Annotated in this window: 24 protein-coding genes and 1 pseudogene; 16 read left to right on the plus strand and 9 right to left on the minus strand. The window is 67.3% G+C overall.

The features are described from left to right. Positions 1-11: 11 nt before the first annotated feature. Both SB786_RS17890 and SB786_RS17895 read left to right on the plus strand, forming a co-directional pair. Positions 12-1961: a type IV pili methyl-accepting chemotaxis transducer N-terminal domain-containing protein gene (locus SB786_RS17890; RefSeq protein WP_410728595.1), complete on the plus strand. Its 1950-nt coding sequence runs from the start codon at positions 12-14 to the stop codon at positions 1959-1961. Between the two features lie 34 nt (positions 1962-1995). Then, positions 1996-2673: a response regulator gene (locus SB786_RS17895; RefSeq protein WP_410728596.1), complete on the plus strand. Its 678-nt coding sequence runs from the start codon at positions 1996-1998 to the stop codon at positions 2671-2673. A 206-nt stretch (positions 2674-2879) separates the two neighbouring features. On the opposite strand, the pseudogene SB786_RS17900 reads toward SB786_RS17895, so the two are convergent. Further along, a pseudogene (locus tag SB786_RS17900) lies at positions 2880-3020 on the minus strand (DUF2946 domain-containing protein); the annotation flags it as partial. A 516-nt stretch (positions 3021-3536) separates the two neighbouring features. Between SB786_RS17900 and SB786_RS17905 the strand changes: the two are divergent. The 5 genes from SB786_RS17905 to SB786_RS17925 all read left to right on the plus strand — a co-directional run bounded on the left by SB786_RS17905 (position 3537) and on the right by SB786_RS17925 (position 7674). Next, on the plus strand, positions 3537-4340 hold the full coding sequence (locus SB786_RS17905; RefSeq protein ID WP_410728597.1) for a transporter substrate-binding domain-containing protein: 804 nt from the start codon (positions 3537-3539) through the stop codon (positions 4338-4340). A gap of 4 nt (positions 4341-4344) precedes the next feature. Then, positions 4345-5079 (plus strand): ABC transporter permease, encoded by a 735-nt coding sequence (locus tag SB786_RS17910; protein ID WP_410728598.1) that lies wholly within the window; start codon positions 4345-4347, stop codon positions 5077-5079. After that, positions 5076-5843: an ABC transporter permease gene (locus SB786_RS17915; protein WP_410728599.1), complete on the plus strand. Its 768-nt coding sequence runs from the start codon at positions 5076-5078 to the stop codon at positions 5841-5843. The genes SB786_RS17910 and SB786_RS17915 overlap by 4 nt, the downstream gene beginning before the upstream one ends. 26 nt (positions 5844-5869) lie before the next feature. Continuing rightward, positions 5870-7252 (plus strand): LLM class flavin-dependent oxidoreductase, encoded by a 1383-nt coding sequence (locus tag SB786_RS17920; RefSeq protein WP_410728600.1) that lies wholly within the window; start codon positions 5870-5872, stop codon positions 7250-7252. Positions 7253-7461: 209 nt separating this feature from the next. Further along, complete coding sequence (locus tag SB786_RS17925; RefSeq protein WP_410728601.1) at positions 7462-7674, plus strand: hypothetical protein; 213 nt, start codon at positions 7462-7464, stop codon at positions 7672-7674. Between the two features lie 51 nt (positions 7675-7725). Here the strand turns inward: SB786_RS17925 and SB786_RS17930 are convergent, their stop codons facing one another. The 4 genes from SB786_RS17930 to SB786_RS17945 all read right to left on the minus strand — a co-directional run bounded on the left by SB786_RS17930 (position 7726) and on the right by SB786_RS17945 (position 11205). Continuing rightward, positions 7726-8028: a hypothetical protein gene (locus SB786_RS17930; RefSeq protein WP_006758228.1), complete on the minus strand. Its 303-nt coding sequence runs from the start codon at positions 8026-8028 to the stop codon at positions 7726-7728. A gap of 86 nt (positions 8029-8114) precedes the next feature. Beyond that, the gene (locus SB786_RS17935; RefSeq protein ID WP_410728602.1) at positions 8115-8537 is read right to left on the minus strand and encodes an NUDIX hydrolase; all 423 of its coding nucleotides are present in this window, start codon (positions 8535-8537) and stop codon (positions 8115-8117) included. Between the two features lie 97 nt (positions 8538-8634). Next, positions 8635-10023: a nucleobase:cation symporter-2 family protein gene (locus SB786_RS17940; RefSeq protein WP_410728603.1), complete on the minus strand. Its 1389-nt coding sequence runs from the start codon at positions 10021-10023 to the stop codon at positions 8635-8637. Between the two features lie 204 nt (positions 10024-10227). Further along, a complete protein-coding gene (locus tag SB786_RS17945) occupies positions 10228-11205 on the minus strand; it encodes a LysR family transcriptional regulator (protein WP_410728732.1) in 978 nt (325 codons plus the stop codon). Between the two features lie 133 nt (positions 11206-11338). Between SB786_RS17945 and SB786_RS17950 the strand changes: the two genes are divergently transcribed. The 4 genes from SB786_RS17950 to SB786_RS17965 all read left to right on the plus strand — a co-directional run bounded on the left by SB786_RS17950 (position 11339) and on the right by SB786_RS17965 (position 14490). Beyond that, positions 11339-12055 carry an SDR family oxidoreductase gene (locus SB786_RS17950; RefSeq protein WP_410728604.1) on the plus strand — a complete coding sequence of 239 codons (717 nt, stop codon included), beginning with the start codon at positions 11339-11341 and terminating at the stop codon, positions 12053-12055. Between the two features lie 188 nt (positions 12056-12243). Then, a complete protein-coding gene (locus SB786_RS17955) occupies positions 12244-12579 on the plus strand; it encodes a putative quinol monooxygenase (RefSeq protein ID WP_006753558.1) in 336 nt (111 codons plus the stop codon). Then, complete coding sequence (locus SB786_RS17960; RefSeq protein ID WP_410728605.1) at positions 12576-13733, plus strand: iron-containing alcohol dehydrogenase; 1158 nt, start codon at positions 12576-12578, stop codon at positions 13731-13733. The genes SB786_RS17955 and SB786_RS17960 overlap by 4 nt, the downstream gene beginning before the upstream one ends. 172 nt (positions 13734-13905) lie before the next feature. Continuing rightward, entirely contained in the window at positions 13906-14490 is a 585-nt protein-coding gene (locus SB786_RS17965; protein ID WP_410728606.1) for a putative glycolipid-binding domain-containing protein, read from the plus strand. Between the two features lie 20 nt (positions 14491-14510). Here the strand turns inward: SB786_RS17965 and SB786_RS17970 are convergent, their stop codons facing one another. After that, positions 14511-15503 (minus strand): sulfonate ABC transporter substrate-binding protein, encoded by a 993-nt coding sequence (locus SB786_RS17970; RefSeq protein WP_410728607.1) that lies wholly within the window; start codon positions 15501-15503, stop codon positions 14511-14513. Positions 15504-15711: 208 nt separating this feature from the next. Continuing rightward, positions 15712-16119 (minus strand): DUF427 domain-containing protein, encoded by a 408-nt coding sequence (locus SB786_RS17975; protein WP_006758237.1) that lies wholly within the window; start codon positions 16117-16119, stop codon positions 15712-15714. A gap of 360 nt (positions 16120-16479) precedes the next feature. Here SB786_RS17975 and SB786_RS17980 point away from each other — a divergent pair, with 360 nt between their 5' ends. Next, complete coding sequence (locus tag SB786_RS17980; protein WP_410728608.1) at positions 16480-18141, plus strand: ABC transporter substrate-binding protein; 1662 nt, start codon at positions 16480-16482, stop codon at positions 18139-18141. Between the two features lie 114 nt (positions 18142-18255). Here the strand turns inward: SB786_RS17980 and SB786_RS17985 are convergent, their stop codons facing one another. Both SB786_RS17985 and SB786_RS17990 read right to left on the minus strand, forming a co-directional pair. Beyond that, positions 18256-19212 (minus strand): TauD/TfdA dioxygenase family protein, encoded by a 957-nt coding sequence (locus SB786_RS17985; protein WP_410728609.1) that lies wholly within the window; start codon positions 19210-19212, stop codon positions 18256-18258. Positions 19213-19294: 82 nt separating this feature from the next. Further along, positions 19295-19528, minus strand: a complete 234-nt coding sequence (locus SB786_RS17990; RefSeq protein ID WP_410728610.1) for a hypothetical protein — start codon at positions 19526-19528, stop codon at positions 19295-19297. Positions 19529-19930: 402 nt separating this feature from the next. Here SB786_RS17990 and SB786_RS17995 point away from each other — a divergent pair, with 402 nt between their 5' ends. The 4 genes from SB786_RS17995 (at position 19931) to SB786_RS18010 (ending at position 23164) form a co-directional block, all read left to right on the plus strand. Then, complete coding sequence (locus SB786_RS17995) at positions 19931-20110, plus strand: Flp family type IVb pilin (RefSeq protein WP_006755398.1); 180 nt, start codon at positions 19931-19933, stop codon at positions 20108-20110. A gap of 88 nt (positions 20111-20198) precedes the next feature. Next, the gene (locus SB786_RS18000; protein WP_410728611.1) at positions 20199-20678 is read left to right on the plus strand and encodes a prepilin peptidase; all 480 of its coding nucleotides are present in this window, start codon (positions 20199-20201) and stop codon (positions 20676-20678) included. A 20-nt stretch (positions 20679-20698) separates the two neighbouring features. Then, complete coding sequence (cpaB, locus tag SB786_RS18005; protein WP_410728612.1) at positions 20699-21727, plus strand: Flp pilus assembly protein CpaB; 1029 nt, start codon at positions 20699-20701, stop codon at positions 21725-21727. Between the two features lie 54 nt (positions 21728-21781). Continuing rightward, entirely contained in the window at positions 21782-23164 is a 1383-nt protein-coding gene (locus SB786_RS18010; RefSeq protein ID WP_410728613.1) for a type II and III secretion system protein family protein, read from the plus strand. The last annotated feature ends 13 nt before the right edge of the window (positions 23165-23177 follow it).

Below are 23177 nucleotides of genomic sequence, written 5' to 3' on the forward strand. Positions count from 1 at the left end.
TGACTTTCCCCATGCCTAACGACGCCGAAGGTGAAATATCCCGAGGACCATTGCTGCGCCAGCGGCTGACGACGCGCATCGTCGTGCTTTCCGTCGTCACACTTGCCCTGGTGCTGACCATGATCGGCGGCACGCTGTACCTGTCGTGGCAACTCCAGGGCGCCGGTGCGGCCATCAACGACGCGGGTAGCCTGCGCATGCGTGCAGAAGCGGTTGCCGTGGCGCTGATGGATGCCCGCCCGGGAGAGCCGTCGAGCCTGCAGGCGGAGCTGAGCCGGCTTGACGCCACGCTCGACCGGTTGCAGCGCGGCGATCCCGATCGTCCCCTGTTCTTGCCGAACGATGCGCCGATCCAGCGTCAGTTCGAGGCCGTCGTCAACGCGTGGCGTCTGCATCTCGAACCGGCCGCGCTGGCCGACCTGCGCGGCAAGCCGGTGGCCGCCGGTACTTCGTATCGCGCGTTGCTGCCGCGGTTCGTGGAAGAGGCCGACTCGCTGGTGCGGCTGATCGAGCAGGAAAATGCGCGCAAGACCGAATGGCTGCGCATCTCGCAGATCTCACTCGCGGCGCTCTCATGCGTCGGAACGGTCGCGATCATGTATCTGCTGTATCTGTGGTTCGTCGTTCCGGTCCAGCGGTTGCAGGAAGGGCTGGCGCATATCGAGGCGCGCCGGTTCGACATTCGCCTGCCGGTCGATACGCGCGATGAATTCGGCCATCTCGCGATGTCCTTCAACCGGATGACGACAGAGCTTCAGGCGCTTTACCGCGATCTCGAACAGCGGGTCGACGAAAAGACCGCGACGCTGGCCGCACAGAACCGCGAGCTGACGGCGCTTTATGAAATGGCTGCGTTTCTGAACCAGCCCGATGATGTCGATGTACTGTGCCGCGGCTTTCTTGCGCGTCTGATGGGCCAGTTCGACGCCGATGGCGGAACCCTGAGGATCGTTTCCGGAGAGGACAACCGTTTGCATCTTGTCGCATCGGAGGGGGTCCCGGCGGAATTGGCCGATGCCGAACGCTGTATTTTCGCGGACGACTGCCTGTGCGGGACGGTGACGAAGCAAGGTGCGTCGGTGGTTCAGATGCTGCGCGACGGGGATGGCGGCGCGGACGCATTTGCCGGGCATTGCCGCCGGGCGGGATTTGTCGACGTTGCGGCCTTCAGAATCGCTTCGCAAGGCGAAATGCTCGGATCGTTCTCGTTGCATTTTCGTCATGAACGCCCCATTCCCGCGTCCGAAGCGAAACTGCTCGAGACGCTCGGCAAGCATCTGGGGACCGCGCTCAAGAGCCGGCGACTGGCCACCGTCGCACGCCAGCTTGCCGTTTCCGAAGAGCGCAACCTGGTCGCGCAGGGATTGCACGACAGCATTGCCCAGGGGCTCAACTTCCTGAAGATGCAGGTGCATCTGCTCGATCGCGCGACGCGCGAGCAGCGGCTGGACGAAATTCGCGAGCTTGTGCCCTTGCTGGAGGGCGGCATCAAGGAAAGCTATGACGACGTGCGCGAGCTGCTGCTGAACTTCCGCTCGAAGCTGGATGCCGGTGAACTGCGGAACGCCGTCGACGATACGATCGAGCGCTTTCGTCGACAGACCGGCATACCGGTCACGCTCGACTATCGCGAGGAGGGCGGCCCACTGCTTCCGGCGGACCAGCAACTGCAGGTGCTGTTCATCCTTCAGGAAGCGCTCTCGAACGTGCGCAAGCACGCGGAAGCGCAACACGTTCGCGTGACGATCATCAACGCGCGCGATTTTCGCCTGCAGGTCGAGGATGACGGCCTCGGCTTCGATCCGGACGAGATTGCTGCGGCGGGCGAGGCCCATGTAGGCTTGCGGATCATGCGGGAGCGTGCGAGCAGGCTGGCGGCAACGTTGCGCCTGTTATCCTCGCCGGGGCGCGGCGCGTGCGTCGAGCTCGTGTTGCCGGCCGACATACGGCAGGCCGCCTGAGACAATCAGACTGACTCCATTCCCCGATTGATACATGACTATTCGCATCCTCCTGATCGACGATCACACGCTATTCCGCTCGGGTGTTCATGCCCTGTTGCAGCGCGACGCGGACTTCGAGGTCGTGGGCGAAGCCGCCGACGGTCTTGAAGGACTCAAGCGCGCGAAGCAATTCTTGCCTGACGTGATCCTGCTCGACCTGAACATGCCGGGATTGTCCGGCCTGGAGACGCTCAAGCTGCTGGTGCAGGACCTGCCGGACACGGCCGTGGTGGTGCTGACCGTCTCGGAAGAAGTGGAGGAACTGACGGTCGCGCTGCGCGAAGGCGCGTGCGGCTATCTGTTGAAGAACATCGAGGCCGATACGCTGGCGGCGTCGATTCGCAAGGCGGCAGCCGGGCAACCGGTGATCGCCGACGACATGACGGCAAAACTCGTGGCGCAATTGCGCGCGCCGGTATCGGCGCCGGCGCCGGTTGGCGACAACGCCGAGGCACTCACCACGCGCGAGAACGACATCATGCGTGAACTGGCACGCGGCGCCAGCAACAAGGAAATCGCGCGGGCGCTGGATGTGGCCGAAAGCACGGTCAAGATTCATGTCCGCAACATTCTGCGCAAGCTCAAGCTGACGAGCCGCGTCCAAGTGGCGATCTATGCGGCCGGGCGAGACTCCGGAGCGGCGGATGCCGATGGTGGACCGAATACGTAACGGAAGGCGATGTCGCCGGCGGTATTCAACTGCGAACGACGGCGCGGATGATGCACTTGCGTTCTTGCCGCGCGACCGCCGTCGAAATCGATTCATTCATCATCGTCGCGGCAATGGATGCGATGGGGCGGTTCGACGCGAGTGCAGGAAACCGTGCGCCTGGTAAAAAGATCGTACTGCCAGATGATCGATACCGCTTCCGATTGGGCGGTGCAGTGGGTCGACAGGAGCGCGCCGATGCGGTTTTGCGTGGTCAATGCGTGCGAGATCGTCGGCGCGAGCGATGTCATCAGGATTGCGAGCAATCCCAGAAGACTACCGATCTTCCGGAAACGAAGGCGCAGCATACGGGCGCAATGGCGAGGCTTGGACGGTGCAGGATTATGCCATGTGCCCGCTCGGTTGAATATCGGCAGCTCGCAGGGGCAATGCACGTGGAAAGCCGATTCGAATTCAACCTTCAACGACACGCGCAAAAGCCGCTCGCAGATTGGCGATTGCATGCCGCTCGTGCTCGGACGTCGCTGCAGCGATCTCGTCGAATTCCGTTAGCCGGTTGGCATATGCGGCCAAGGCAGCGTTGAGCGGCGCCGGAGCACGGCCCCCGAAACGATCACGAACCGCGATGAAATGCTCGGGGGATACGATCTCCCGGAACATCGGCGCGTCGATGCCAGGCGCGCGAACACGACGGCAGAGCGCGCGGTCGGACGTTTCCGATGCGAAAACGGTCGGTATATCGTTCGATCAGATATCGATCTCGAAAATAACCATTTGGTACACGCATCGGCAGGCACTAAAGTCACGCATCCCGCTGCCGGTGCGACACCGGCGATTTCCACGTTATCCCGGAAGCCTGCCACATGAATCGTTTGATGTACTCAGCGGTCCGCCGCGCCGCGGCCGCGCTGTTCGTACTCGGTCTCGTGCCGGCCGTCCATGCGGCCCAGCCGACACTGCGCGTCGGCATCGACGCCGAGTCGTATCCGCCATTCTTCTCGAAGGATGCAACCGGCAAGTGGAAAGGCTGGGAGATCGATCTGCTCGACGCCGCGTGCGGCAAGCTCGATGTGCGCTGCGAACTCACCGATATCGCGTGGGACGGGCTGATCCCGGCGCTGCAGAACCGCAAGATCGACGTGATCTGGTCGTCGATGACGATCACCGGCGAACGGCAGAAAGCGATCGACTTCAGCCGCGCGTATTACGAATCGCCGACGGTGTTCGTCGGCGCGAAAAGCGACCGACGCCGCGTCGACTGCGCGGTGCCCAAGAGCTTCAACGGCCGCGTGATCGGCGTCGAGGCCGGCACGAACTTCTCGGCGTTCGTCGATTCCCGCTTCAGGCAGGACGCGCAGATCAAGGCGTTCGACAAGTTCGACAATGCGCTCGCGGATCTCGTTTCCGGCCGTGTCGACTACGTGCAGGAAGGCAAGGGGCTGTTCACGGCGTTCCTCGCGTCGCGCGACGGCAAGGACTTCGAGGTCAAAGCCACGTGCGCGGACAACCCCGTGCTGGGTCTCGGCATCGGCGCGGGCGTGCGGCAAGGCGATGCATTGCGCGGCCGGCTGTCGACCGTGATCGCGCAACTGCAGCAGGACGGCACGTGGGATGCGATCACCGCGCGCTATCCGAACCTGAAGGGCACGATCGAGAAGGGCCGCTGAACCGATGGCCGCGGACGATTCGCTGCTCGCATTGCTCGCGTTCGGCGACGGCGGTTACGGCCGCATCTTCGCGAGCGCGTTCGCGTTGACGCTTGGCGTCGCGGCCGCGTCGTTCTGCGTCGGGGTGCTGCTCGGCATCGCCGGCGCGCTCGGCAAGCTGTCGCGGCACGCGCCGCTCGCTTGGCTGGCGCGGCTTTACACGACACTCGTGCGCGCGTTGCCCGAACTGTTGTGCCTGCTGCTCGCATTCTATGCGGTCGCACCGGCCGTCGAGTCCGTGTTGCACCGGAGCGGTGTCGTGTCCGACGGTTTCGCATTCGATCCGTTCGTCGTGGCCGCCTTGTCGCTCGGCTTCATCCAGGGCGCTTATCTGACCGACATCTTCCGCGCGGCGCTCGTCAACGTGCCGGTCGGGCAGATCGAGGCCGCGCACGCGTACGGAATGAGCCCGTGGCAAACCTTGACACGCGTCCGGCTGCCGATCGCGGCGCGGCTCGCGCTGCCCGGCGTCGGCAATGTGTGGCTGAACGCGACCAAGGATGCGTCGTTCATCAGCGTGCTCGGCTCGTTTACGGATCTGCTGAAGGCGAGCCAGCTCGCCGCCGGCGCGACGCGGCATTACGTGTTCTTTTACCTGGTCACGGCGGCGCTGTTCCTGTTGTTGAGCATGACGTCGACGGGTCTTTTCGCCACGCTCGAGCGGTATGCGAATCGCGGCACGAGGCCCGCATCCGCATGAGCTTCTCGCTGACGTTTCTGCTCGACACGGTGATGCCGAAGCTGCTCGCGGCGGTGCCGACCACCCTGGCACTGTTGCTGTTGTCCGGCATCGCCAGCGTGGTGATCGGCATTCCGCTCGCGCTTGCGGCAAGCTCGCGTCACGCACCGTACCGCTGGTCCGCACGCGGCTGGATCATGCTGATTCGCGGTACACCGCTGCTGGTGCAACTCTATCTGCTGTATTACGGCTTCGGCCAGATCGTCCCGCGCGAATGGATGCGCGACAGCTGGGCGTCGCCGCTGTTGCGGGACGCGTTCTGGTACGCCGTCGTCGCGTTGAGCGTGAACGAGGGCGCGTATGTCGCGACGATCCTGCGCGGTGCGATTGCCGGGGTGCCGGCCGGCGAGATCGAGGCCGGCTATGCATACGGAATGACGTGGGCGGGTGTACTGCGCCGGATCGTCGGTCCCCGTGCGTGGCGACTCGCGCTGCCCGCGCTCACCGGCGAAGCGATCCTGCTGCTGAAATCGACCGTCCTCGCGTCGACCGTCACGGTGTTCGACGTGATGGGGACGGCCAACACGCTGCGCTTCGAGACGTTGCGCGTGTACGAACCGCTCGCCGGCGCGGCGATCGTCTATGTCGTGCTGGTCGCGCTGCTGACGATTCCCGCCGCCCGTCTCGAGAAACACCTCAACCGCTACCTCACGCGCGAGCCCGACGATTGCATGCCCGCACGGCGCCGCGGCGCATCGTCCAGCGCGTGGGCGGCACCCAATTGATTCCTGCTTTTGCACTGAACACGACGATGTCCGATCCTCGCCCCTTGCTGTTTTCCCTGTATGAACAAGCCAGCGTCGGCTGCGGCGGTGCGCCGAGCCTCTGGACCCATCCCGCCGACGAACGGCTGCGCGCGAATACGCTCGCGTACTGGTCGGATCTCGCGCGCAAGGCCGAGCAGGCCGATCTCGACATGCTGTTCTTCGCGGACGTGCTCGGTCTGTATGACGTTTATGGCGGGTCTGCCGACGCGGCGCTGCGGTGGGCGGTGGAGTCGCCCGCGAACGATCCGATGATGCTGATCCCGGCGCTCGTCGCGCAGACCGAGCGGCTCGCGTTCGGCGTGACCGCGAGCACGACGTATGAACATCCGTTCGCGCTCGCGCGGCGCTTCAGCACGCTCGATCACCTGAGCAACGGCCGGATCGGCTGGAACATCGTGACGTCCTACCTGGCGAGCGCGGCGCGCAATTTCGGGCTCGACCGGATGATCGGCCACGACGAGCGCTACGCGCGCGCGGAGGAGTTTCTCGACGTCGTGTACAAGCTGTGGGAAGGGAGCTGGGCGGACGACGCGGTGGTCGCCGACAAGCTCGCGCCGCGCTATGCGCGCGGCGATCGTGTGCGGCCGATCGCGCACGAGGGCACGCATTATCGCGTGCATGGCCCCCACGTCTGCGCGCCGTCGCCGCAGCGTTCACCGGTGCTGATCCAGGCTGGCTGGTCCGGGCGAGGGCGCGAATTCGCGGCAAAGCACGCCGAAGTGGTGTTCGTCGCGAAGTCGAATCCACACGAGATCCGCACCGGCCTCGATGAAATCCGGCGGCTGGCGGTCGAAAATGGCCGCGCGGCGGACGACGTGAAGGCGCTCACGGTGCTGCGCATCGTGACGGCGCGTTCGTCGGCCGACGCGAAGGAGAAGTACCACGCGCTGCAGCAGCACTATCACCTGCAAGCTCAACTCGTCAGCTATGCGGGCGATACTGGAATCGACATCGATCGCTATGCGGACGACGAGCCGCTGACGACGCAAACGGAAGGGCTGACATCTTATGTGGTGCGACCGGACGGCAGCGGCAAGCCGCTGACCGCGGGTGACGTGCGGCGCAAGTTCGCGAGCGTCACGCGCGGCACCGACCTGATCCTCGTCGGCTCGCCGGACGAAGTCGCGGACCAGCTCGCCGAACATGCGCGGCAATCGACGACGAGCGGCTACATGCTCAATCCGCTGATCAGCCCGGGTACGCTCGACGATTTTGCCGAACTGATTGTGCCGGAACTGAAAAAGCGCGGCTTGTATCGGACGACGCCGTCGGCCGGCACCTTCCGCTCGCGACTCGGCGGCGGCGATTATCTGCCGGACAGCGCCTATGGTGCGTCATTCAGGCAATTTGAGGCGACTCGGCGTTGACGGCGGCAGCATTTCGTTGAAGCGCGGCGATCTATTCATCTGACGAATCCGAGCGGGCCGCGACACCCCCAATCGCGGTCGCAAAAAACTTGATGGGTAAAAGCACCGAACCCGTTTTAATTTTTTCCTCGCTATAGTCGACGCACGGACGGTAAGCGCATGTGCGATGCGCCGACACCGTTCAGGCAATAACCGTAGACGGGTGCTGTATGAAAAACACAATCGAAAAGACCACCGGACCGGTGTGGGGCGTGGCGGCAGGGGTGCTCCTGGCTGCCGCAGGACTGAGTCTCGGCATCTTCCCGAAATCGCTGAACAGCGCGGGAACTGCAAACGACTTCTTTGCATCCGGCGTTGCGATGCTGGGTATCTTCCTCGTCGTCTATTCCACGCACGAACTGCGAAGAAAACGCCTGCACTGAGCGCCGGCATGCCGGCCGATCCGCACGGCACGTTCGAGGCCGACCAGCGGCTCAGGAATGCGCGCGCCCGTCGGCAGAGCCGCGATCGACCAACAGATCGTCGACGATGATTTCGCCGGCCGCGCGGCCTGCGCGCAACGCATTGAGCGTGTTGTCGAACAGGCGGCCGCCATCGTCCGCGAGCCGGACCGGCGCGAGCAGCCGCGGCGCGCTGCCGGCCGTGCGCACCTGCACGACCGCGACGAATCCGAACCGGAGCGTGTCGGGCGGCGGCGCGTGGTCGCGCGGTTCGTCGAGCCGGAATTCGCAGCGGACGTCGATGGTGTATCCGCGGTAGGTGTACGCACTGTTCATCTGCAGCTCGCTCGGAAGGGAACGCGACGACGGACCGTGGGCGCATCATATCGGCTCGTGCGAGCCGTTGGGGGTGGGGTGTCTACCTACTTGAGCAGTTCGTGCCGGTAGACGAGCTCGACGATGCGCTTCGTCGGGATGCTCGCGCGCACGCCATCGACGCTGTCGATGCGAAACCACTTGCACTTCTGGATCTCGTTGCTCGCTTGCGGCGTCTGGTCCGGGCCGACTTCGGCGAAGAACACGTGATGCACCTTCGCGAGCCCGGTGAACTGCATCGAGTAGACGAGATCCTGGCCGGTGATGCCGGTCTCTTCCCGCAGTTCCCGATGCGCGGCTTCGAGCGGCGTTTCTCCGCGCTTGATCGTGCCGCCTGGCAGCGCCCAGCGCGACGTCGCGCGCGCCACGAGCAGGACCTGTTGTTCGCGGTAGCAGACGATCGTCGCCCGTTCCTTGATCGGGACGGCACTGCTTTCCGGCGGCTTCGTGGAGACGGGAGTTTGGGGCATGGACCGATTCTAGCGAGTGTCGGGCACCCGGCCAAGCCGGGGCGTCGAGCGCGACGCGGCCGGCCCGCCGGGTCGCGTCGTCATGGCGTCGCCGGCGTTACTTCTGTTCCGGCAAGAACCAGTTCATCACGAGCGCACAGATGCCGCCCGTGGCGACGCCCGATTCCAGCACGTTCTTCAGTGCATGCGGCAGGCTGTTCAGGATGTCCGGCACTTGCGACACGCCGAGGCCGAGCGCGAGCGACACCGCGATGATCAGCAGCGCGCGGCGATCGAGCTGGATGCCGGACAGGATGTTGATGCCTGACGCGGCCACCGCGCCGAACATCACCATCGCCGCACCGCCGAGCACGGGCTCCGGCACGGCCTGCAGCGCGCCCGCGACCACCGGGAACAGGCCGAGCACCACGAGCATGCCCGCGATCCAGATGCCGACGTGGCGGCTCGCGACGCCGGTGATCTGGATCACGCCGTTGTTCTGTGCGAACACGGAGCTGGGGAACGTGTTGAACACGCCGGCCAGCAGCGAGTTCGCGCCGTTCACGAGCACGCCGCCCTTGATCCGCCGCATCCACACGGGCCCTTCGACCGGCTCTTTCGAGATCTTGCTGGTGGCGGTGACGTCGCCGATCGCTTCGAGCGACGTGACGAGATAGATGATCAGCATCGGCACGAACAGCGACCACGAGAAGCCGATGCCGAAATGCAGCGGCGTCGGGACCTGGAACAGCGCGGCCTGATGCACGCCGGTGAAGTCGAGGCGGCCGAGCACGGCGGCCGCGGCATAGCCGATCACGAGGGCGATCACGAGCGCGGTGCTGCGCACCCACACGATCGGCACGCGGTTCAGCAGGATGATCGTGCCGAGGACGACGCACGACAGCGTCAGGTTCGGCGCGCTCGCGAACGTGCCGTTGGCCATCGCGCCGTAGCCGCCGCCCATGCTGATGAGGCCGACCTTGATCAGCGTGAGGCCGATGAGCAGCACGACGATGCCGGTGACGAGCGGCGTGATCAGGCGCTTCACGAACGGCAGGATGCGCGACACGGCCATCTCGACGAACGAACCGGCGATCACGACGCCGAAGATCGCGGCCATCACGGTCTCGACCGGCGTGCCCTGCTTGACCATCACGCTGCCGCCGGCGATCAGCGGGCCGACGAAGTTGAAGCTGGTGCCCTGCACGATCAGCAGGCCGGCGCCGAGCGGGCCGAAGCGCTTGCACTGCACGAAGGTGGCGATGCCGGAAATCACGAGCGACATCGACACGATAAGCGTGGTATCCCGGCTCGATACGCCGAGCGCCTGGCAGATCAGCAGGCCGGGCGTGACGATCGGCACGATGATCGCCAGCAGGTGCTGCAGCGCGGCGACGAAGGCGACCATCGGCGCGGGCCGGTCATTGGGGCCATACACGAGGTCGTGCGACGGATCTGTGTCGGCGGCGCCGTGGGAGGCGGATCGGGCGGGGGAAGCGGGTTGCATGGCGAGCGGGCCGGACAAGGTGGAAAGTGCGGCATTTTAGCCGATGGGCCCTGCGGCGCAGCCTGCGCGCGATGCAATGATCGGGAGGCGGGAAAGCGGCGCCGGATGCATGCCGCCGAGCACGCGGCGGCGAGCTTGCTGATCGTCGGCTGGCCGGTGCCTGCCTGGCGCGCGTATCGGGCGTATCGCGCGGATCGCGGCGCTTCAGCCGGCGCTGCGCGCTGTCGTGCCGCGCGCCGGTGCGCGCGGCGCGCGGGCCGCCGGATACGCGCGCCGGCACACGTCGATGACGGCATCGCGCAGACGGCGATGGACGGGGTCGCCGTGCATGCGCGGATGCCATAGCGCGGAGATCAGGATTTCGGGCAGCCGCACCGGTATCGCGAAGCTGCGCAGCCCGAGTGCGTCCATGAGCCCCGGCGTGAATGCGTTGCCGAGGCTCGAGCGCGGCACGAGCGCAATGAGGTCGGTGCCGGCCGCGACGCGCATCGCATCGGGATAGCCGGGAACCACGACCTGCACGGTGTGGGCGGGTGCGGGCGTGCCGGCCGCATCGTTCGTCGGGCCGCCGAAGTCGCCGAGCTGCGCTGCGATCACATGACGGCAGGCCGCGTAGCGCGCGGGCGTGATTCTGGCCGCCGCGAACAGCGGATGCCCGGCGCGCGCCACCGCGACGTGCGAGTCGTGAAAAAGCTCGCGCGTGTGCAGTTCGGGGGCATCGTCGCCGCGCTTGCCGATTTCCAGGTCGACCGTGCCGTCGCGCAGCGGCCCCGGATCGCGGTCGGGCTTGGGGACGAAACGCACGCGCACGCCGGGGGCGATGTCGCCGATCGCGGCGACCACCGGGCCGGCGAGCATGTCCATGAACGATGCCGCCGCGCGCAGGGTGAACGTGGACGAGAGCGTCGTCATGTCGATGTCGGCCGTGGCCGGCCGCAGCACGGCACGCGCATCGACCGCGATGGCATGCACGCGATCGCGCAGTGCCGCCGCGTGCGGCGTCGGCACCAGCTTGCGCCCGGCGCGCACGAGCAGTGGATCGCCGGTCGCGGTGCGCAGCCGCGTGAGCGTGCGGCTCATCGCGGAGGTGCTCAATCCGAGCCGGCGCGCGGCCCCGGTCACGCTCCCTTCGGTCAGCAGCACGTCGAGCGCGGTGACGAGGTTCAGGTCGATGTCTTCCATCCGGACAGCATACGACATCGCACGCAGTGACATGGCGTTCAATGCAACTATCGATTGAATCTGGTGCGTCTGGTGCATCTGATGGTGCGCGCCTATAGTGGCCGGATCACGGACTTCGGCAAAGGTGAAACCCATGCAATCGACTGTATCGAACGCGAGCACACCCTCGATCCTGCTCGTCGCGGCCTCGCGCGGTCTCGGGCTCGCGATGGCGGAGCAATTCCTGAACAAGGGCTGGCATGTCACCGGCACCGTGCGCGCCGGATCGGGGCGCACGAAGCTGCATGAGCTCGCCGAGCGCTTCGGCGAACGGCTCGAGATCGACACGCTCGACATCTGCGAGCCGGAACAACTGGCTGCGTTGCGCGCGCGCCTGTCGGGCCGGCGCTTCGACATGCTGTTCGTGAATGCCGGCACGACCAACGATCCGAACGAAACGATCGGCGAAGTCGCGACCGACGAGTTCGTGCGCGTGATGATCACGAACGCGCTGGCGCCGATGCGTGTGATCGAGGCGTTGCACGATCTCGTGAGCGCGGACGGCCTGATCGGCGCGATGTCGTCGGGGCAGGGCAGTGTCGCGAACAACGTCAGCGGCATGCGCGAGGTCTACCGCGGCAGCAAGGCCGCACTGAACCAGTTCATGCGCAGCTTCGCGGCGCGCCAGGCCGCGACGCCGCGCGCGATGGTGCTGATGGCGCCGGGCTGGGTCCGCACGGAACTCGGCGGCCCCGATGCGCGGTTGACGATCGACGAAAGCGTGCCGAGCCTCGTGAACGTGCTGCTCGCAAAGCAGCGGCGCGCTGGGCTCGAATACCTCGATTACCAGGGGCGCACGGTGCCGTGGTAGTGGCCGGCGCAGCGGGGCGCGTGACGACGCGCTGCGCACGCCGCGCCGATTCAATACAATGCGACGTCGAGGTGCTGGCGCCGTGTCGGGCAGCCGGGCGCCCCGTTCGATGAGCGGTATCGACCGGCGCCGCGCATTGTGGAATGACGTCCCGTCCCGACGGGCCGCTGGCGAATACGGAGCGCAGCATGAACGAACCCTACCTGCAGGTCATCGCCCATTTCTTCGCGAAACCCGGCAACGGCGACCGCGTGATCGAACTGCTCGCGGAACTCGCGCCGCTCACGCGCGCCGAGCCGAAAAACCTCGACTACGCGTACTTCCGCTCGCCGGTCGAGCCCGACCACATCGTGATCCTCGAGCGTTACCGCGAAGCCGACGGCCTCGACGTGCATCGGGAAACGCCGCATTTCCAGCGGATCGGTGTCGGCGCGATCATTCCGTTGCTCGATCGCCGCGACGTGACGTGCTACATGGTGCAGCCGGACACCGGCACGGCGACGCCACCGGGAGGCACCCGATGAACCCGTTTCAATTCCGTACCGTTCCGACGCAGATCGTCGAATTCGGCGCCGCGCGCCGGCTCGGCGCGTTGTTGCGCGAACGCTTTCCGACGCTCGCGCGACTGTGCGTCGTCACCGACGCGTTCCTGCATCGCAGCGGCGTGCTCGCGCCCGCGCTGGCGAGCCTCGCCGCGCACGGCTGGCAGGTGACGGTGATCGACGACGTGATCGCCGATCCGCCCGAGCACGTGGTGCTCGACGCGACCGCACGGGCGGTGGCGGCCGACGCCGAGATCGTGCTCGGCCTCGGCGGCGGTTCGTCGATGGACGTCGCGAAGCTGATCGCCGCGCTCGTGCCGGGGCGGCAGGCGCTGGCCGACATGTACGGCGTCGACAAGGTTGCAACGTCGCGGCTGCCGCTCGTGCAGATGCCGACCACGGCCGGCACCGGCTCCGAAGTGACGGCCGTGTCGATCGTCACGGTCGGCGAGGCGCGCAAGATGGGCGTCGTGTCGCCGCACCTGTTCGCGGACGTCGCGATCCTCGACGCCGAGCTGACGCTCGGGCTGCCGCGCGCGGGAACGGCTGCGACGGGCATCGACGCGATGGTGCATGCGATCGAGGCCTATACGTCGTCGCGGCTGAAGAATCCGGTGTCCGACATGCTGGCCGTGCAGACATTGACGCTGCTGTCGCGCAACCTGCTGAAGGCGTGCGACGACGGCCGCGATCGCCACGCGCGCGAAGCGATGCTGGTCGGCGCGATGTTCGCCGGCCAGGCATTCGCGAACGCGCCGGTCGCGGCCGTGCATGCGCTGGCCTATCCGGTCGGCGGCATTTTCCATGTGCCGCACGGGTTGTCGAACGCGCTCGTGCTGCCGCATGTGCTGCGCTTCAACGCACCGGCCGCCGCGCCGCTGTATGCGGAGCTCGCGGCGATCGTCGCGCCGTCGGCGACGGGCAGCGACGAAACGAGGACGCAGGCGCTGATCGACGAGATCGATCGGCTGATTGTCGCGACGGGCATCCCGCGCACGCTGCGCGAGGTCGGCATCGGCGAGGGCGACCTGCCGCGCATGGCGTCGGATGCGATGTTGCAGACGCGCCTGCTCGTGAACAATCCGCGCGAAGTGACGGAAGCCGACGCGCTGGCGATCTATCGGCACGCGTGGTGATGCGGCGCGCGTGACTGCGCGATGGCCGGCGGCGTAACGCCACCGGTCGCTGCTATTTCCGACCGTGATCCTTGCACGCCGATTCGAGTTTGCCGTCGGGCTTGCGACGTGGCACGTGCGCGCACCGGCGCCGTGAGTGAACATCGCCTTCGCTCGATCGACAGGAGACGACATGACGCAACGGGACGAAGCGGCGCGCACACGATGCGTCGCATGGCAGATCGCGCAGACGTGGCAGGCGGCCGAATGGTGCCGCCTCGTCGAGACGCGTCAGGGCATCGATCTGTCGGGGGCGGTCGCGGGCGCGATCGACGGCACGCCGTTTCGCGTCGACTATGCGATCGTGTGCGGCGCCGACTGGCTGACGCGTGCCGTGCGCGTGACGCACTGGCTCGGCGCGGCGCCGCCAACGCAACTCGAGATCGAATGCGACGCGGGGCGCTGGACGGTCGACGGCGCCGACGCGCCGGCACTCGCGGGCGCGACCGACATCGATCTCGGCTTCAGTCCATCGACCAATACGCTGCCGATCCGGCGTCTCGGGCTGGCGGTCGGCGCGTCGGCCGTCATTCACACCGCGTGGCTGCGCTTCCCGGCGTTCGAGATCGTGCGCGGCGAGCAGCGCTATGCGCGCACGGCGGAATGCGTTTACCGCTACGAGAGCGGCGCGTACGCGGCCGACATCGCGGTGGACGATGCGGGCGTCGTGACCGATTACGACGAATGGCGGCGGATCGGCGCGACGCGTTCGCCGTAACGCGTCGCAGCGGCGGGGCGTCAGCGCGCGTTGGCGACCGTCACCTTGGCCGGAATCAGCTTCACCGTGCTGAACGCGTCGGCGATCTTCTGCTGATACGCGAGCGTCGCATCGGTGATGGGCTGCACGCCGTAGCCGGCCCGCTTGAGCGCGATTTCGAGCGTCGGCGCGTCGAGGCCGACGAGCGGCGACAGTTGCGCGGCGACTTCCGGAATATGGTCGCGTCCCCAGCGGTCGACCGCGTCGACTTCGTCGAGCAGCGTGCGCAGCACCTGCGGCTGCGCGGCCGCATACTTGCGTGCGGCGAGGTAGTACTGCGTGTTGCGCACGAGCCCGTCGCCGTTCGCGACCACGCGCGCGCCGAGCTGCCGTTCGGCGGCCGCCAGATACGGATCCCAGATCACCCACGCGTCGACGCTGCGCTGCACGAACGCGGCGCGCGCATCGGCGGGTGTCAGGTAGACCGGCTGGATGTCGGCATACGTGAGGCCCGCGTGTTCGAGCGCCTTCACGAGCAGGTAGTGAACGTTCGAACCCTTGTTGAACGCGACCTTCTTGCCGCGCAGCTGCGCGACGGTGCGGATCGGTGAATCGGGCAGCACCACGATCGCCTCGCCGTGCGGCGCGGGCGGTTCGTTGCCGATATAGACGAAATCCACACCGGCGGCCTGCGCGAAGATCGGCGGCGTCTCGCCGACCGTGCCGACGTCGATCGCGCCGGCGTTCAGCCCCTCGAGCAATTGCGGGCCGGCCGGGAACTCGAGCCACTGCACCGCCACGCCCTGGCTCGCGAGCCGTTTCTCGAGCGTGCCGCGCGCCTTCAGCACGACGAAGTTGCCGTATTTCTGGAAGCCGATGCGCAGCCGCTTGTCGCTGCCTTGGGCCCATGCGGGCAGGCCGGCGAGCGGGCCGAGCGCGAGCCCGGCCAGCCCGGCGGCGGCGCCGTGCAGCCAGTGGCGTCGGCGCGGGTTGGCCGGGCTCGTTTCAACGTCGGCGTGCGGTGTGTCGTTCATCGAGGCGTCCTGCTGGCGGGTTCACGGGGCGCGCGGGCTGGCGGCGCGATTGGCGGGACGCAGCCGTTTGCAGGCGATGCGCACGGCCGGCCCGCGCCGGATTCAGGACGATACGGCCGCGCGGGCCGGCGGCCAACCAACGAATCCGCATATGCAAATCAGCGGCCGGGCGATACGTGAACGACGGGGCGGCCGCGCGCCGCCGCGCTCAATCGGTGCCGAGCGTGCTTTCCTCGATCGCGTCGACGCGGTCCGGGTAGAACGCGAGGTGCGCGCGAATCGATTCGACGGCCGGATTTGGATGCTCGTACGTCCACACCGCGTTGGTCGCGCGTTCGCCGCCGGCGGGGATCGAGTAGTACGCGCAATCGCCCTTGTACGGGCAGTACGTCGCATGGTCGGTACGTTGCAGCAGCGACATGTCGGCATCCTCGCGCGGAATGTAGAGCACGGCCGGATAGCTGGCCTCGCGCAGCGCCAGCGCGCGGCGCGTGTCGGCGACGGTCTTGCCCGCCACCTTGACCACGACGCGCGACGGATGCGGCTCGATCGTGATCGGATGATCGGGGCCCGGCGACTTCACGGGACGAGAGGGCGTATCGGGGCTGATCGACATCGTGGGTCCTCCTGGAAGGGGCGGCGCGCCGGTAGCGCGCCGTGCCGGAGCTTGCGCGCCGGGCGAATCCCCGCGCGCCGGTGCCGGCGTCGGCCAACCGATACGATGCGCCAATTCCGGAGAACCTGCAGGGGGCCGGAAGGCGGCGCGTGGCGATGCACGAACCGCGTCGAAGCGCGGCGCGGGCCGTTGCGACGATGTTCGTGGGCATCTCCGCGACGCTCGCTTGGGCAAACCGATGCAGGGGCAGCGGGATGCATCCGCTGCGATAAGCAACGCGGAATTAATTGGTAAGCGATCGGCGGGCGGCGCGCGAAGATCGGCGGTCGTCATTCGCATGACCGTCCTGTCCGAGCCACCATGAAGATTCCATTCGATTCATCCGCCGCGCATCGTGCGCGGCGCACGTCCGTTGCCGTCGTGGCGTTGCGCGCCATGGCCGCGTCGCTGCTGCTCGCCGGCGGCTTCACGCACGCGTTCGCCGCGCCGGCCGGCAAGACGCTCGTGTACTGCAGCGAAGGCAGCCCGGCCGGCTTCGATCCGGGCCAGCACACGACCAGCACCGATTTCGACGCGAGCACGTACACGATCTACAACGGGCTCGTGCAGTTCAAGCGCGGCACGCTCGATCTCGTCCCGTCGCTCGCGACGAGCTGGGACGTGTCGTCCGACCAGCGCGTCTACACGTTCCACCTGCGGCGCGGCGTGAAGTTCCAGACGACCGCGTGGTTCAAGCCGACGCGTCCGTTCCAGGCCGACGACGTCGTGTTCACGTTCGGCCGGATGCTCGACGCCGACAGTCCGTTCCGCAAGGCCTACCCGGTCAGCTTCCCGTACTTCAGCGATCTCGGTTTCGACCGCAACATCGAGCGCATCGAAAAGGTTGACGACGACACGGTGCGCTTCGTGCTGAAGTCGCCGGATGTCGTGTTCGTGCGCAATCTCGCGATGGCGTTCGCGTCGATCCTGTCGGCCGAATATGCGTCGCAACTGGCGGCACGCCACCGCGAGGCCGACATCAACCAGCTTCCGGTCGGCACCGGGCCGTTCCAGCTGCGTGCGTATCAGAAGGACGCGGTGATCCGCTACGACGCGAACCCCGACTACTGGAAACCGGACGACGTGAAGCTCGCGCATCTCGTGTTCGCGATCACGCCCGATCCGGCCGCGCGCCTGCAGAAGCTCACGACCGGCGAGTGCCAGGTGTCGGTGTTCCCGCGGCCGGCCGATCTCGAGACGGTGCGGCGCGATCCGAAGCTGACGCTGTTTTCGGGGACGGGTTTCAACGTCGGCTTCGTCGCGTACAACACGCAGCATCCGCCGCTCGATCGCGTCGACGTGCGGCGCGCGCTCGACATCGCGATCGACAAGACGGCGATCATCAAGACGGTGTTCAACGGCGACGCGACGATCGCGACGAACCCGATGCCGCCCGCGCAATGGTCGTACAACCCGCGCCTGAAGGACGCGCCGCGCGATCCGGCGGCCGCGAAGGCGCTCCTCGCGCAGGCGGGATTCCCGAACGGCTTCGACCTGACGCTGTGGGCGATGCCGGTGCAGCGCCCGTACAACCCGAACGCGCAGCTGATGGCGCAACTGATTCAGCAGGACTGGGCGAAGATCGGCGTGCGCGCGAAGATCGTCAGCTACGAATGGGGCGAATACAACCGCCGCGCGAAACACGACGGGCAGCACGACGCGATCCTGTACGGCTGGTCGGGCGACAACGGCGACCCCGACAACTGGCTCGGCACGCTGCTCGGTTGCGATGCGGTGCACGGCAGCAATCTCGCGAAGTGGTGCAATGCGGATTTCGAGCGGCTCGTCAGCGCGGCGCGCGCGAACGCGGACGTCGCGAAACGCACGTCGCTTTACGAGCAGGCGCAGGTGGTGTTCAAGGATCAGGTGCCGTTCACGCCGATCGCGACGTCGATCGTGTCGCTGCCGATTTCGAAGCGTGTGCACGGGGTGACGTTCTCGCCGCTCGGCGGGCACCGGTTCGACGGCGTGTGGCTGGATTGAAGCGGGGCAGCCGGCGCGTGCGGGGCGCGCCGGCGGTCGATGCGATGTTTAGCGCAGCGCGTGCGCAGCGCGAGCGCGGCTGCTGTCTCGACCGCGCACCGTGCGCGGCGCACGTCATTGCAGTGTCGCCCCCGGCCCCTTCAGCAAGACGCTGCGGCGGCCGTCGATGCCGACCGGCACGTCGCCGTGAATGGTCGCGCGGCGCACGACGCGGCGCGCATCGCCGTAATCGTTGATTGCATAGTGCTGCGTCGCGCGGTTGTCCCAGATCGCGACGTCGCCTTGCTGCCAGCGCCAGCGCACGGTGTTCTCGAGGCGCGTCACGTGTTCGTGCAGCACCTGCAGCAGATGCGCGGAATCCTGCGACGACAGCCCCTTGATCTTCTGCACGAAATGCCCGAGCACGAGCGTGCGCTCGCCGGTCTCCGGATGCACGCGCACCACCGGGTGTTCGGTTTCGTAGACGGTCGACGTGAATACTTCCCGGTAGCGTTTCAGTTGCGTGTCGTCGGCGTGCACGTGGGTCGACGCATAGTCGTAGGCGTTCGTGTGCAGCGCCCACAGCGTGTCGGCGAGCGCGCGCAGCGATTCCGGCAGGTGCGCATACGCGGCCGCCGTGTTGGCCCACACCGTGTCGCCGCCGAACGGCGGAATCACGACCGCGCGCAGGATCGACACCTTCGGGTACGCGTCGACGAACGTCACGTCGGTGTGCCACGAGTTGGCGCGCGCACCGTGCGCGGAATCGAGTTCGAGCAGGTGCGCGCTGCCGTCGACGGGCGGCACGGTCGGATGCGCGACGGTGTCGCCGAAGCGACGCGCGAATGCTTCCTGCGCGGTGTCGTCCAGATGCTCCTGGTTGCGGAAGAACAGCACCTTGTGGCGCAGCAGCGCGGCGTGGATGGCGTCGAACGTCGCGTCGTCGAGCGCGCTCGACAGCCGGACGCCGGTGATCTCGGCGCCGATCCGGCCGGCGACCTGGCGCAACTGAAGCGGGGCGGCGGCCGTGTGCGGCGCAGTGGCGTGCGAAGCATGCGATGACGGGTGAGCGGCGTGCTGGACTTCGGACATCGGGCGTCTCCTGGGTCGGGTCGGTCGGGCCTCCATTCAAGCAGGGGCCGCGCGAAACCGGAACCGATGAATCGTCACAACCTTAGCGGCCGCCGTGACGATCGATATGTGTCGTCATGCTGAGCGACGCGTGCGCGGTGTCGGGCAATCCGATCGGGATACGAAATATTTTCCCTGTCGAATCGGCAGGCGCGAAAAGATTTCCGGAAAGCGAGCGCGAACGGCCGCTTTTAAAGTTGCCGATGCGAATCCGGTGAATTGCGAAAAGCCAGGTAAAAAATATCGAATCATGCGCCAACGCAATGATGCGTGTCATCGTTGACATTCTTACGCCGCGCCCCCGACAGGCCTTGCGTGGCGGGGCGGGAAGGCGGTAAGCGGTGTGCCTGTATTTCATCGTTGAAGGGTGGCTTCCATAAATACACTCCGACGCTAAATAATTTGAAATCCCCGAAAAAATTGTCTATACCCTAGACGAATCGCGTGATCCGCATCGTGTCAAATGCGGCCCGCGCAACAAAACGCGCGAAGTACGGCAGATGCGTTGCCGTACCCCCGCGCGTCGCAGCGATCGAAAGGATTCCGGGGGATGCGAACGGCTCGATGCCCGGGCCGCCGCATGAGTCGTGAATGGGCGAACGCCATGCACCGCCATAGAAGCAACGCAGCGTCTTTACATTCAACGGTCGATCAACGGCCCCGTCACACGGAGGGAGTCATGCTGCAATACGTCAAATCCTTGTTGCGCGATGAACGGGGCGTCAGTTCGCTCGAATACGCGGTGCTGGCCGGCATCATCGTGGTCGCACTCGCGGCGGTCGGCACGTACCTCAGCGGTACTACCGGCCTGCAGGCCATATTCACGCAGCTGGTCAACAAGGTCACCTCGCTGATCTGATCTCCTGAACCCGCGCGCCGCCGACGAACACACGGATCCGCAGCGGTACGACGTATCCAGCCGGGGCGCACCGACGGACGGCTCTCCGATGCTCTATCTCGTACAGCTGGCGGCAACGTTCGTGCTGGTGTCGATCGCGGCGCAGGACCTGCGCGAGCGGCGCGTGTCCAATCGCGCCGTGCTGGCGTTCGCGATGCTGTATCTGGTCGCGGCGGCGCTCGTGCGCGAAGGGCTTGCGCCATTTGCCGGCCACGTCGCGACCGCCGCGGCGATGCTGGCGGTGTTCGGCGGGCTGCGGCACGCGGGCTGGCTCGGCGGCGGCGACGTGAAGCTGGCGGCGGCGGTATTCCTGTGGGCCGGCCCGACGCTCGCGTTGCCGGTGCTGACGATCGTCGGCGCGAGCGGCGCCGCGTGCGGCCTCGCCATGCTCGCTGGCGTCGCACGCCAGCGTCGCATCGCGCCCGCGCACACGATGGCGACGCGCGGCGTGCCGTACGGCGTCGCGCTTGCGCTCGGCGGCGTGCTGGCCGTCTGGGCGTCGTTGCCTCACGCACTTTCGCTTACCTAGCCAGGGGGACGCGCGCTGCCATGCCCAAACCCCTGAGAATGGCCGTGCTGATCATCGCTGCCGGCATCGGTGCGTTCATCCTGCGCCAGCTTTATGTTTCCGCGTCGACACCTGCGCCGCCCGGCGACCCGGCCGAGGTACGCGTGCGGGTCGCGGCGGCGGACCTGCCCGAAGGGCTGCTGCTGCGCGACAACGATCTCGCGTGGAAGCCCATGCCGCGCCCGCAGGTGCCGGCCGGCGCATTCGTCGAATCGCAACCGGGCGCGGACCTGAAGGGCGCGCTGCTGCGCAGCCGTGTCGACGCGGGCGCGCCGATCCGCGCGGACAACGTGATTTCGGCGGGCGCGCCGGATTTTCTCGCGGCCGCGCTGCAGCCCGGCATGCGCGCGATCTCGGTGCCCGTCGACGACGTGTCGGGCAACGCGGGGCTGATCCAGCCGGGCGACTTCGTCGACGTGGTGCTCACGCAGCAGATCGGCGGCTCCGCGACGACGCCCGGCACGTTCGAAGCGGAGACGGTCGTGCGGCGCGCGCGCGTGCTCGCGGTCGGCTCGGAATTCCAGCGCGCGAAGGGGCCCGCGAGCGCGCCGGACGCGCCGGTCCGCGCGCGCACGGTCACGCTCGAGGTCGCGCCGCGCACCGCGCAGGTCGTGCTGGTCGCGACGCGCCTCGGTTCGCTGTCGCTCGCGCTGCGCAGCTTCGCGACGAGCGACCGCCGCCAGGCGGCGGGCGGCGACGAACAGGAGCCCGATACGCCGCCGGTTTGGGCCGGCGACGTATCGCGCGCGGCCCGCGAAGCGGCGCGCGCGCCGTCCGCGAGGACGGACGCCGGCACGCGGCCGGTGCAGAGCAACACGGTCGTGATCTATCGCGGCTCGTCGGTCGATGATGGATCGCGCGCCGGCGGCACCGGCACGCCGGGCGTGCCGCCGCTGCCGTCCGGTTGGCCCGGCACGCCGGTTGCACCGGTTGCGCCAGCCGCGCCCGCGGGCGGCAATGCCGCAGCGGACGCGACGACGCAAGCGCCGCGGGCCACGATGGTGCAGTGACGCAGTGAAGAATCGGGCCGGCCGCCCGGCGGCCGGCAACTGACGGGAAAACGCATGGTGCGCATGGTTCGTTGGATCGCTATCGGGTGGCTGGCCTGCATCGTCGCGCCGGGCGTCGCGCTCGCGCAGCGCGCGCACGCGGCGGACGCCGGCGCGGCGTTGTCGATCGCGACCGGCAAGGGCGAGATGCTGTCGCTGTCCGAACCCGCGACCGCGATGTTCGTCGCGGACCCGAGCATCGCCGACATCCAGGTGCCGTCGCCCCGCACCGTGTTCGTGTTCGGCAAGAAGGCCGGCACCACCACGCTGATCGCGCTCGGCGCGAACCATCGGCCGATCCTGCGCCGGACGGTGATCGTGCAGGTCGATACCGCGTCGCTGCAGGCGGTGCTCGACAGCCGCTTTCCGCAATTGAAGCTGGCGGTGTCCGGCGCGCCGGGCTCGCTGATGGTGTCGGGCAAGGTGCCGAGCGCGGCCGACGCGGACGCCGTGATGCAGTCGCTCACGCCCTACCTGAACGACAAGGAAAGGATCGTCAACCGGCTCACCCTGTCGCGCCCGATTCAGGTGAACCTGCGCGTGCGCGTGACCGAGGTGAGCCGCAACGTCACGCAGCAGCTCGGCATCAACTGGAGCTCGCTCGGCGCGGCCGGCAATTTCATCGGCGGGCTGTTCAACGGGCGCACGTTGATGGATCCGACGACCAAGCTGTTCAACCTGTCGCCGACGGGCGCGTACTCGGTGCTCGGCGGCTTTCACGCGGGGCGCTGGTCGATCGACGTCGTGCTCGACGCGCTCGACCAGGAAGGCCTGATCACGATGCTCGCGGAGCCGAACCTTACCGCGATGTCCGGCCAGACCGCGAGCTTCCTCGCGGGTGGCGAGATTCCGATTCCGGTCGCGCAGGCCGGCAGCACGACCGGCGCGATCACGGTGGAGTTCAAGCCGTTCGGCGTGTCGCTCGATTTCACGCCGACCGTGCTCGCCGACAACCGGATCAGCCTGAAGGTGCGCCCGGAAGTGAGCGAGGTCGACGCGAACAACAGCGTGACGACCGGCGGCGTCACGGTGCCGGGGCTCACCGTGCGGCGCGTCGAGACGACCGTCGAGCTGTCGAGCGGGCAGAGCTTCGCGATCGGCGGGCTGCTGCAGAGCCAGACGGCCGACACCGTGTCGCAGATTCCGGGGCTCGGCCGGCTGCCGATCATCGGCCGGCTGTTTTCATCGAAGAACTTCCAGGACAACAAGACCGAGGTCGTCGTGATCGTGACGCCGTACATCGTGCAGCCGACCGGCCCCGGCCAGCTCGAACAGGCGCTCGACACCGTCGCGCGGCCGAGCAGCGATCTCGAGTTCGCGGTGCAGCGCAATCTCGGGCTCGACCTGTTGTCGGGCGAAACGCCGCGCCTCGTCGGCGCCGCGGGCTTCGTGTATTGACCGGAGGAGCGCG

Origin of the sequence: Burkholderia sp. SIMBA_062, from assembly GCF_046534765.1 — a bacterium.
Lineage (GTDB): Bacteria > Pseudomonadota > Gammaproteobacteria > Burkholderiales > Burkholderiaceae > Burkholderia > Burkholderia ambifaria.

Excerpts from the sequence above, each read along its gene's own strand:
- SB786_RS17890 (WP_410728595.1), top strand. The coding sequence starts at position 12 with ATGCCTAACGACGCCGAAGGTGAAATATCCCGAGGACCATTGCTGCGC.
- SB786_RS17895 (WP_410728596.1), top strand. The coding sequence starts at position 1,996 with ATGACTATTCGCATCCTCCTGATCGACGATCACACGCTATTCCGCTCG.
- SB786_RS17905 (WP_410728597.1), top strand. The coding sequence starts at position 3,537 with ATGAATCGTTTGATGTACTCAGCGGTCCGCCGCGCCGCGGCCGCGCTG.
- SB786_RS17910 (WP_410728598.1), top strand. The coding sequence starts at position 4,345 with ATGGCCGCGGACGATTCGCTGCTCGCATTGCTCGCGTTCGGCGACGGC.
- SB786_RS17915 (WP_410728599.1), top strand. The coding sequence starts at position 5,076 with ATGAGCTTCTCGCTGACGTTTCTGCTCGACACGGTGATGCCGAAGCTG.
- SB786_RS17920 (WP_410728600.1), top strand. The coding sequence starts at position 5,870 with ATGTCCGATCCTCGCCCCTTGCTGTTTTCCCTGTATGAACAAGCCAGC.
- SB786_RS17925 (WP_410728601.1), top strand. The coding sequence starts at position 7,462 with ATGAAAAACACAATCGAAAAGACCACCGGACCGGTGTGGGGCGTGGCG.
- SB786_RS17930 (WP_006758228.1), bottom strand. The coding sequence starts at position 8,028 with ATGAACAGTGCGTACACCTACCGCGGATACACCATCGACGTCCGCTGC.
- SB786_RS17935 (WP_410728602.1), bottom strand. The coding sequence starts at position 8,537 with ATGCCCCAAACTCCCGTCTCCACGAAGCCGCCGGAAAGCAGTGCCGTC.
- SB786_RS17940 (WP_410728603.1), bottom strand. The coding sequence starts at position 10,023 with ATGCAACCCGCTTCCCCCGCCCGATCCGCCTCCCACGGCGCCGCCGAC.
- SB786_RS17945 (WP_410728732.1), bottom strand. The coding sequence starts at position 11,205 with ATGGAAGACATCGACCTGAACCTCGTCACCGCGCTCGACGTGCTGCTG.
- SB786_RS17950 (WP_410728604.1), top strand. The coding sequence starts at position 11,339 with ATGCAATCGACTGTATCGAACGCGAGCACACCCTCGATCCTGCTCGTC.
- SB786_RS17955 (WP_006753558.1), top strand. The coding sequence starts at position 12,244 with ATGAACGAACCCTACCTGCAGGTCATCGCCCATTTCTTCGCGAAACCC.
- SB786_RS17960 (WP_410728605.1), top strand. The coding sequence starts at position 12,576 with ATGAACCCGTTTCAATTCCGTACCGTTCCGACGCAGATCGTCGAATTC.
- SB786_RS17965 (WP_410728606.1), top strand. The coding sequence starts at position 13,906 with ATGACGCAACGGGACGAAGCGGCGCGCACACGATGCGTCGCATGGCAG.
- SB786_RS17970 (WP_410728607.1), bottom strand. The coding sequence starts at position 15,503 with ATGAACGACACACCGCACGCCGACGTTGAAACGAGCCCGGCCAACCCG.
- SB786_RS17975 (WP_006758237.1), bottom strand. The coding sequence starts at position 16,119 with ATGTCGATCAGCCCCGATACGCCCTCTCGTCCCGTGAAGTCGCCGGGC.
- SB786_RS17980 (WP_410728608.1), top strand. The coding sequence starts at position 16,480 with ATGAAGATTCCATTCGATTCATCCGCCGCGCATCGTGCGCGGCGCACG.
- SB786_RS17985 (WP_410728609.1), bottom strand. The coding sequence starts at position 19,212 with ATGTCCGAAGTCCAGCACGCCGCTCACCCGTCATCGCATGCTTCGCAC.
- SB786_RS17990 (WP_410728610.1), bottom strand. The coding sequence starts at position 19,528 with ATGACACGCATCATTGCGTTGGCGCATGATTCGATATTTTTTACCTGG.
- SB786_RS17995 (WP_006755398.1), top strand. The coding sequence starts at position 19,931 with ATGCTGCAATACGTCAAATCCTTGTTGCGCGATGAACGGGGCGTCAGT.
- SB786_RS18000 (WP_410728611.1), top strand. The coding sequence starts at position 20,199 with ATGCTCTATCTCGTACAGCTGGCGGCAACGTTCGTGCTGGTGTCGATC.
- cpaB (WP_410728612.1), top strand. The coding sequence starts at position 20,699 with ATGCCCAAACCCCTGAGAATGGCCGTGCTGATCATCGCTGCCGGCATC.
- SB786_RS18010 (WP_410728613.1), top strand. The coding sequence starts at position 21,782 with ATGGTGCGCATGGTTCGTTGGATCGCTATCGGGTGGCTGGCCTGCATC.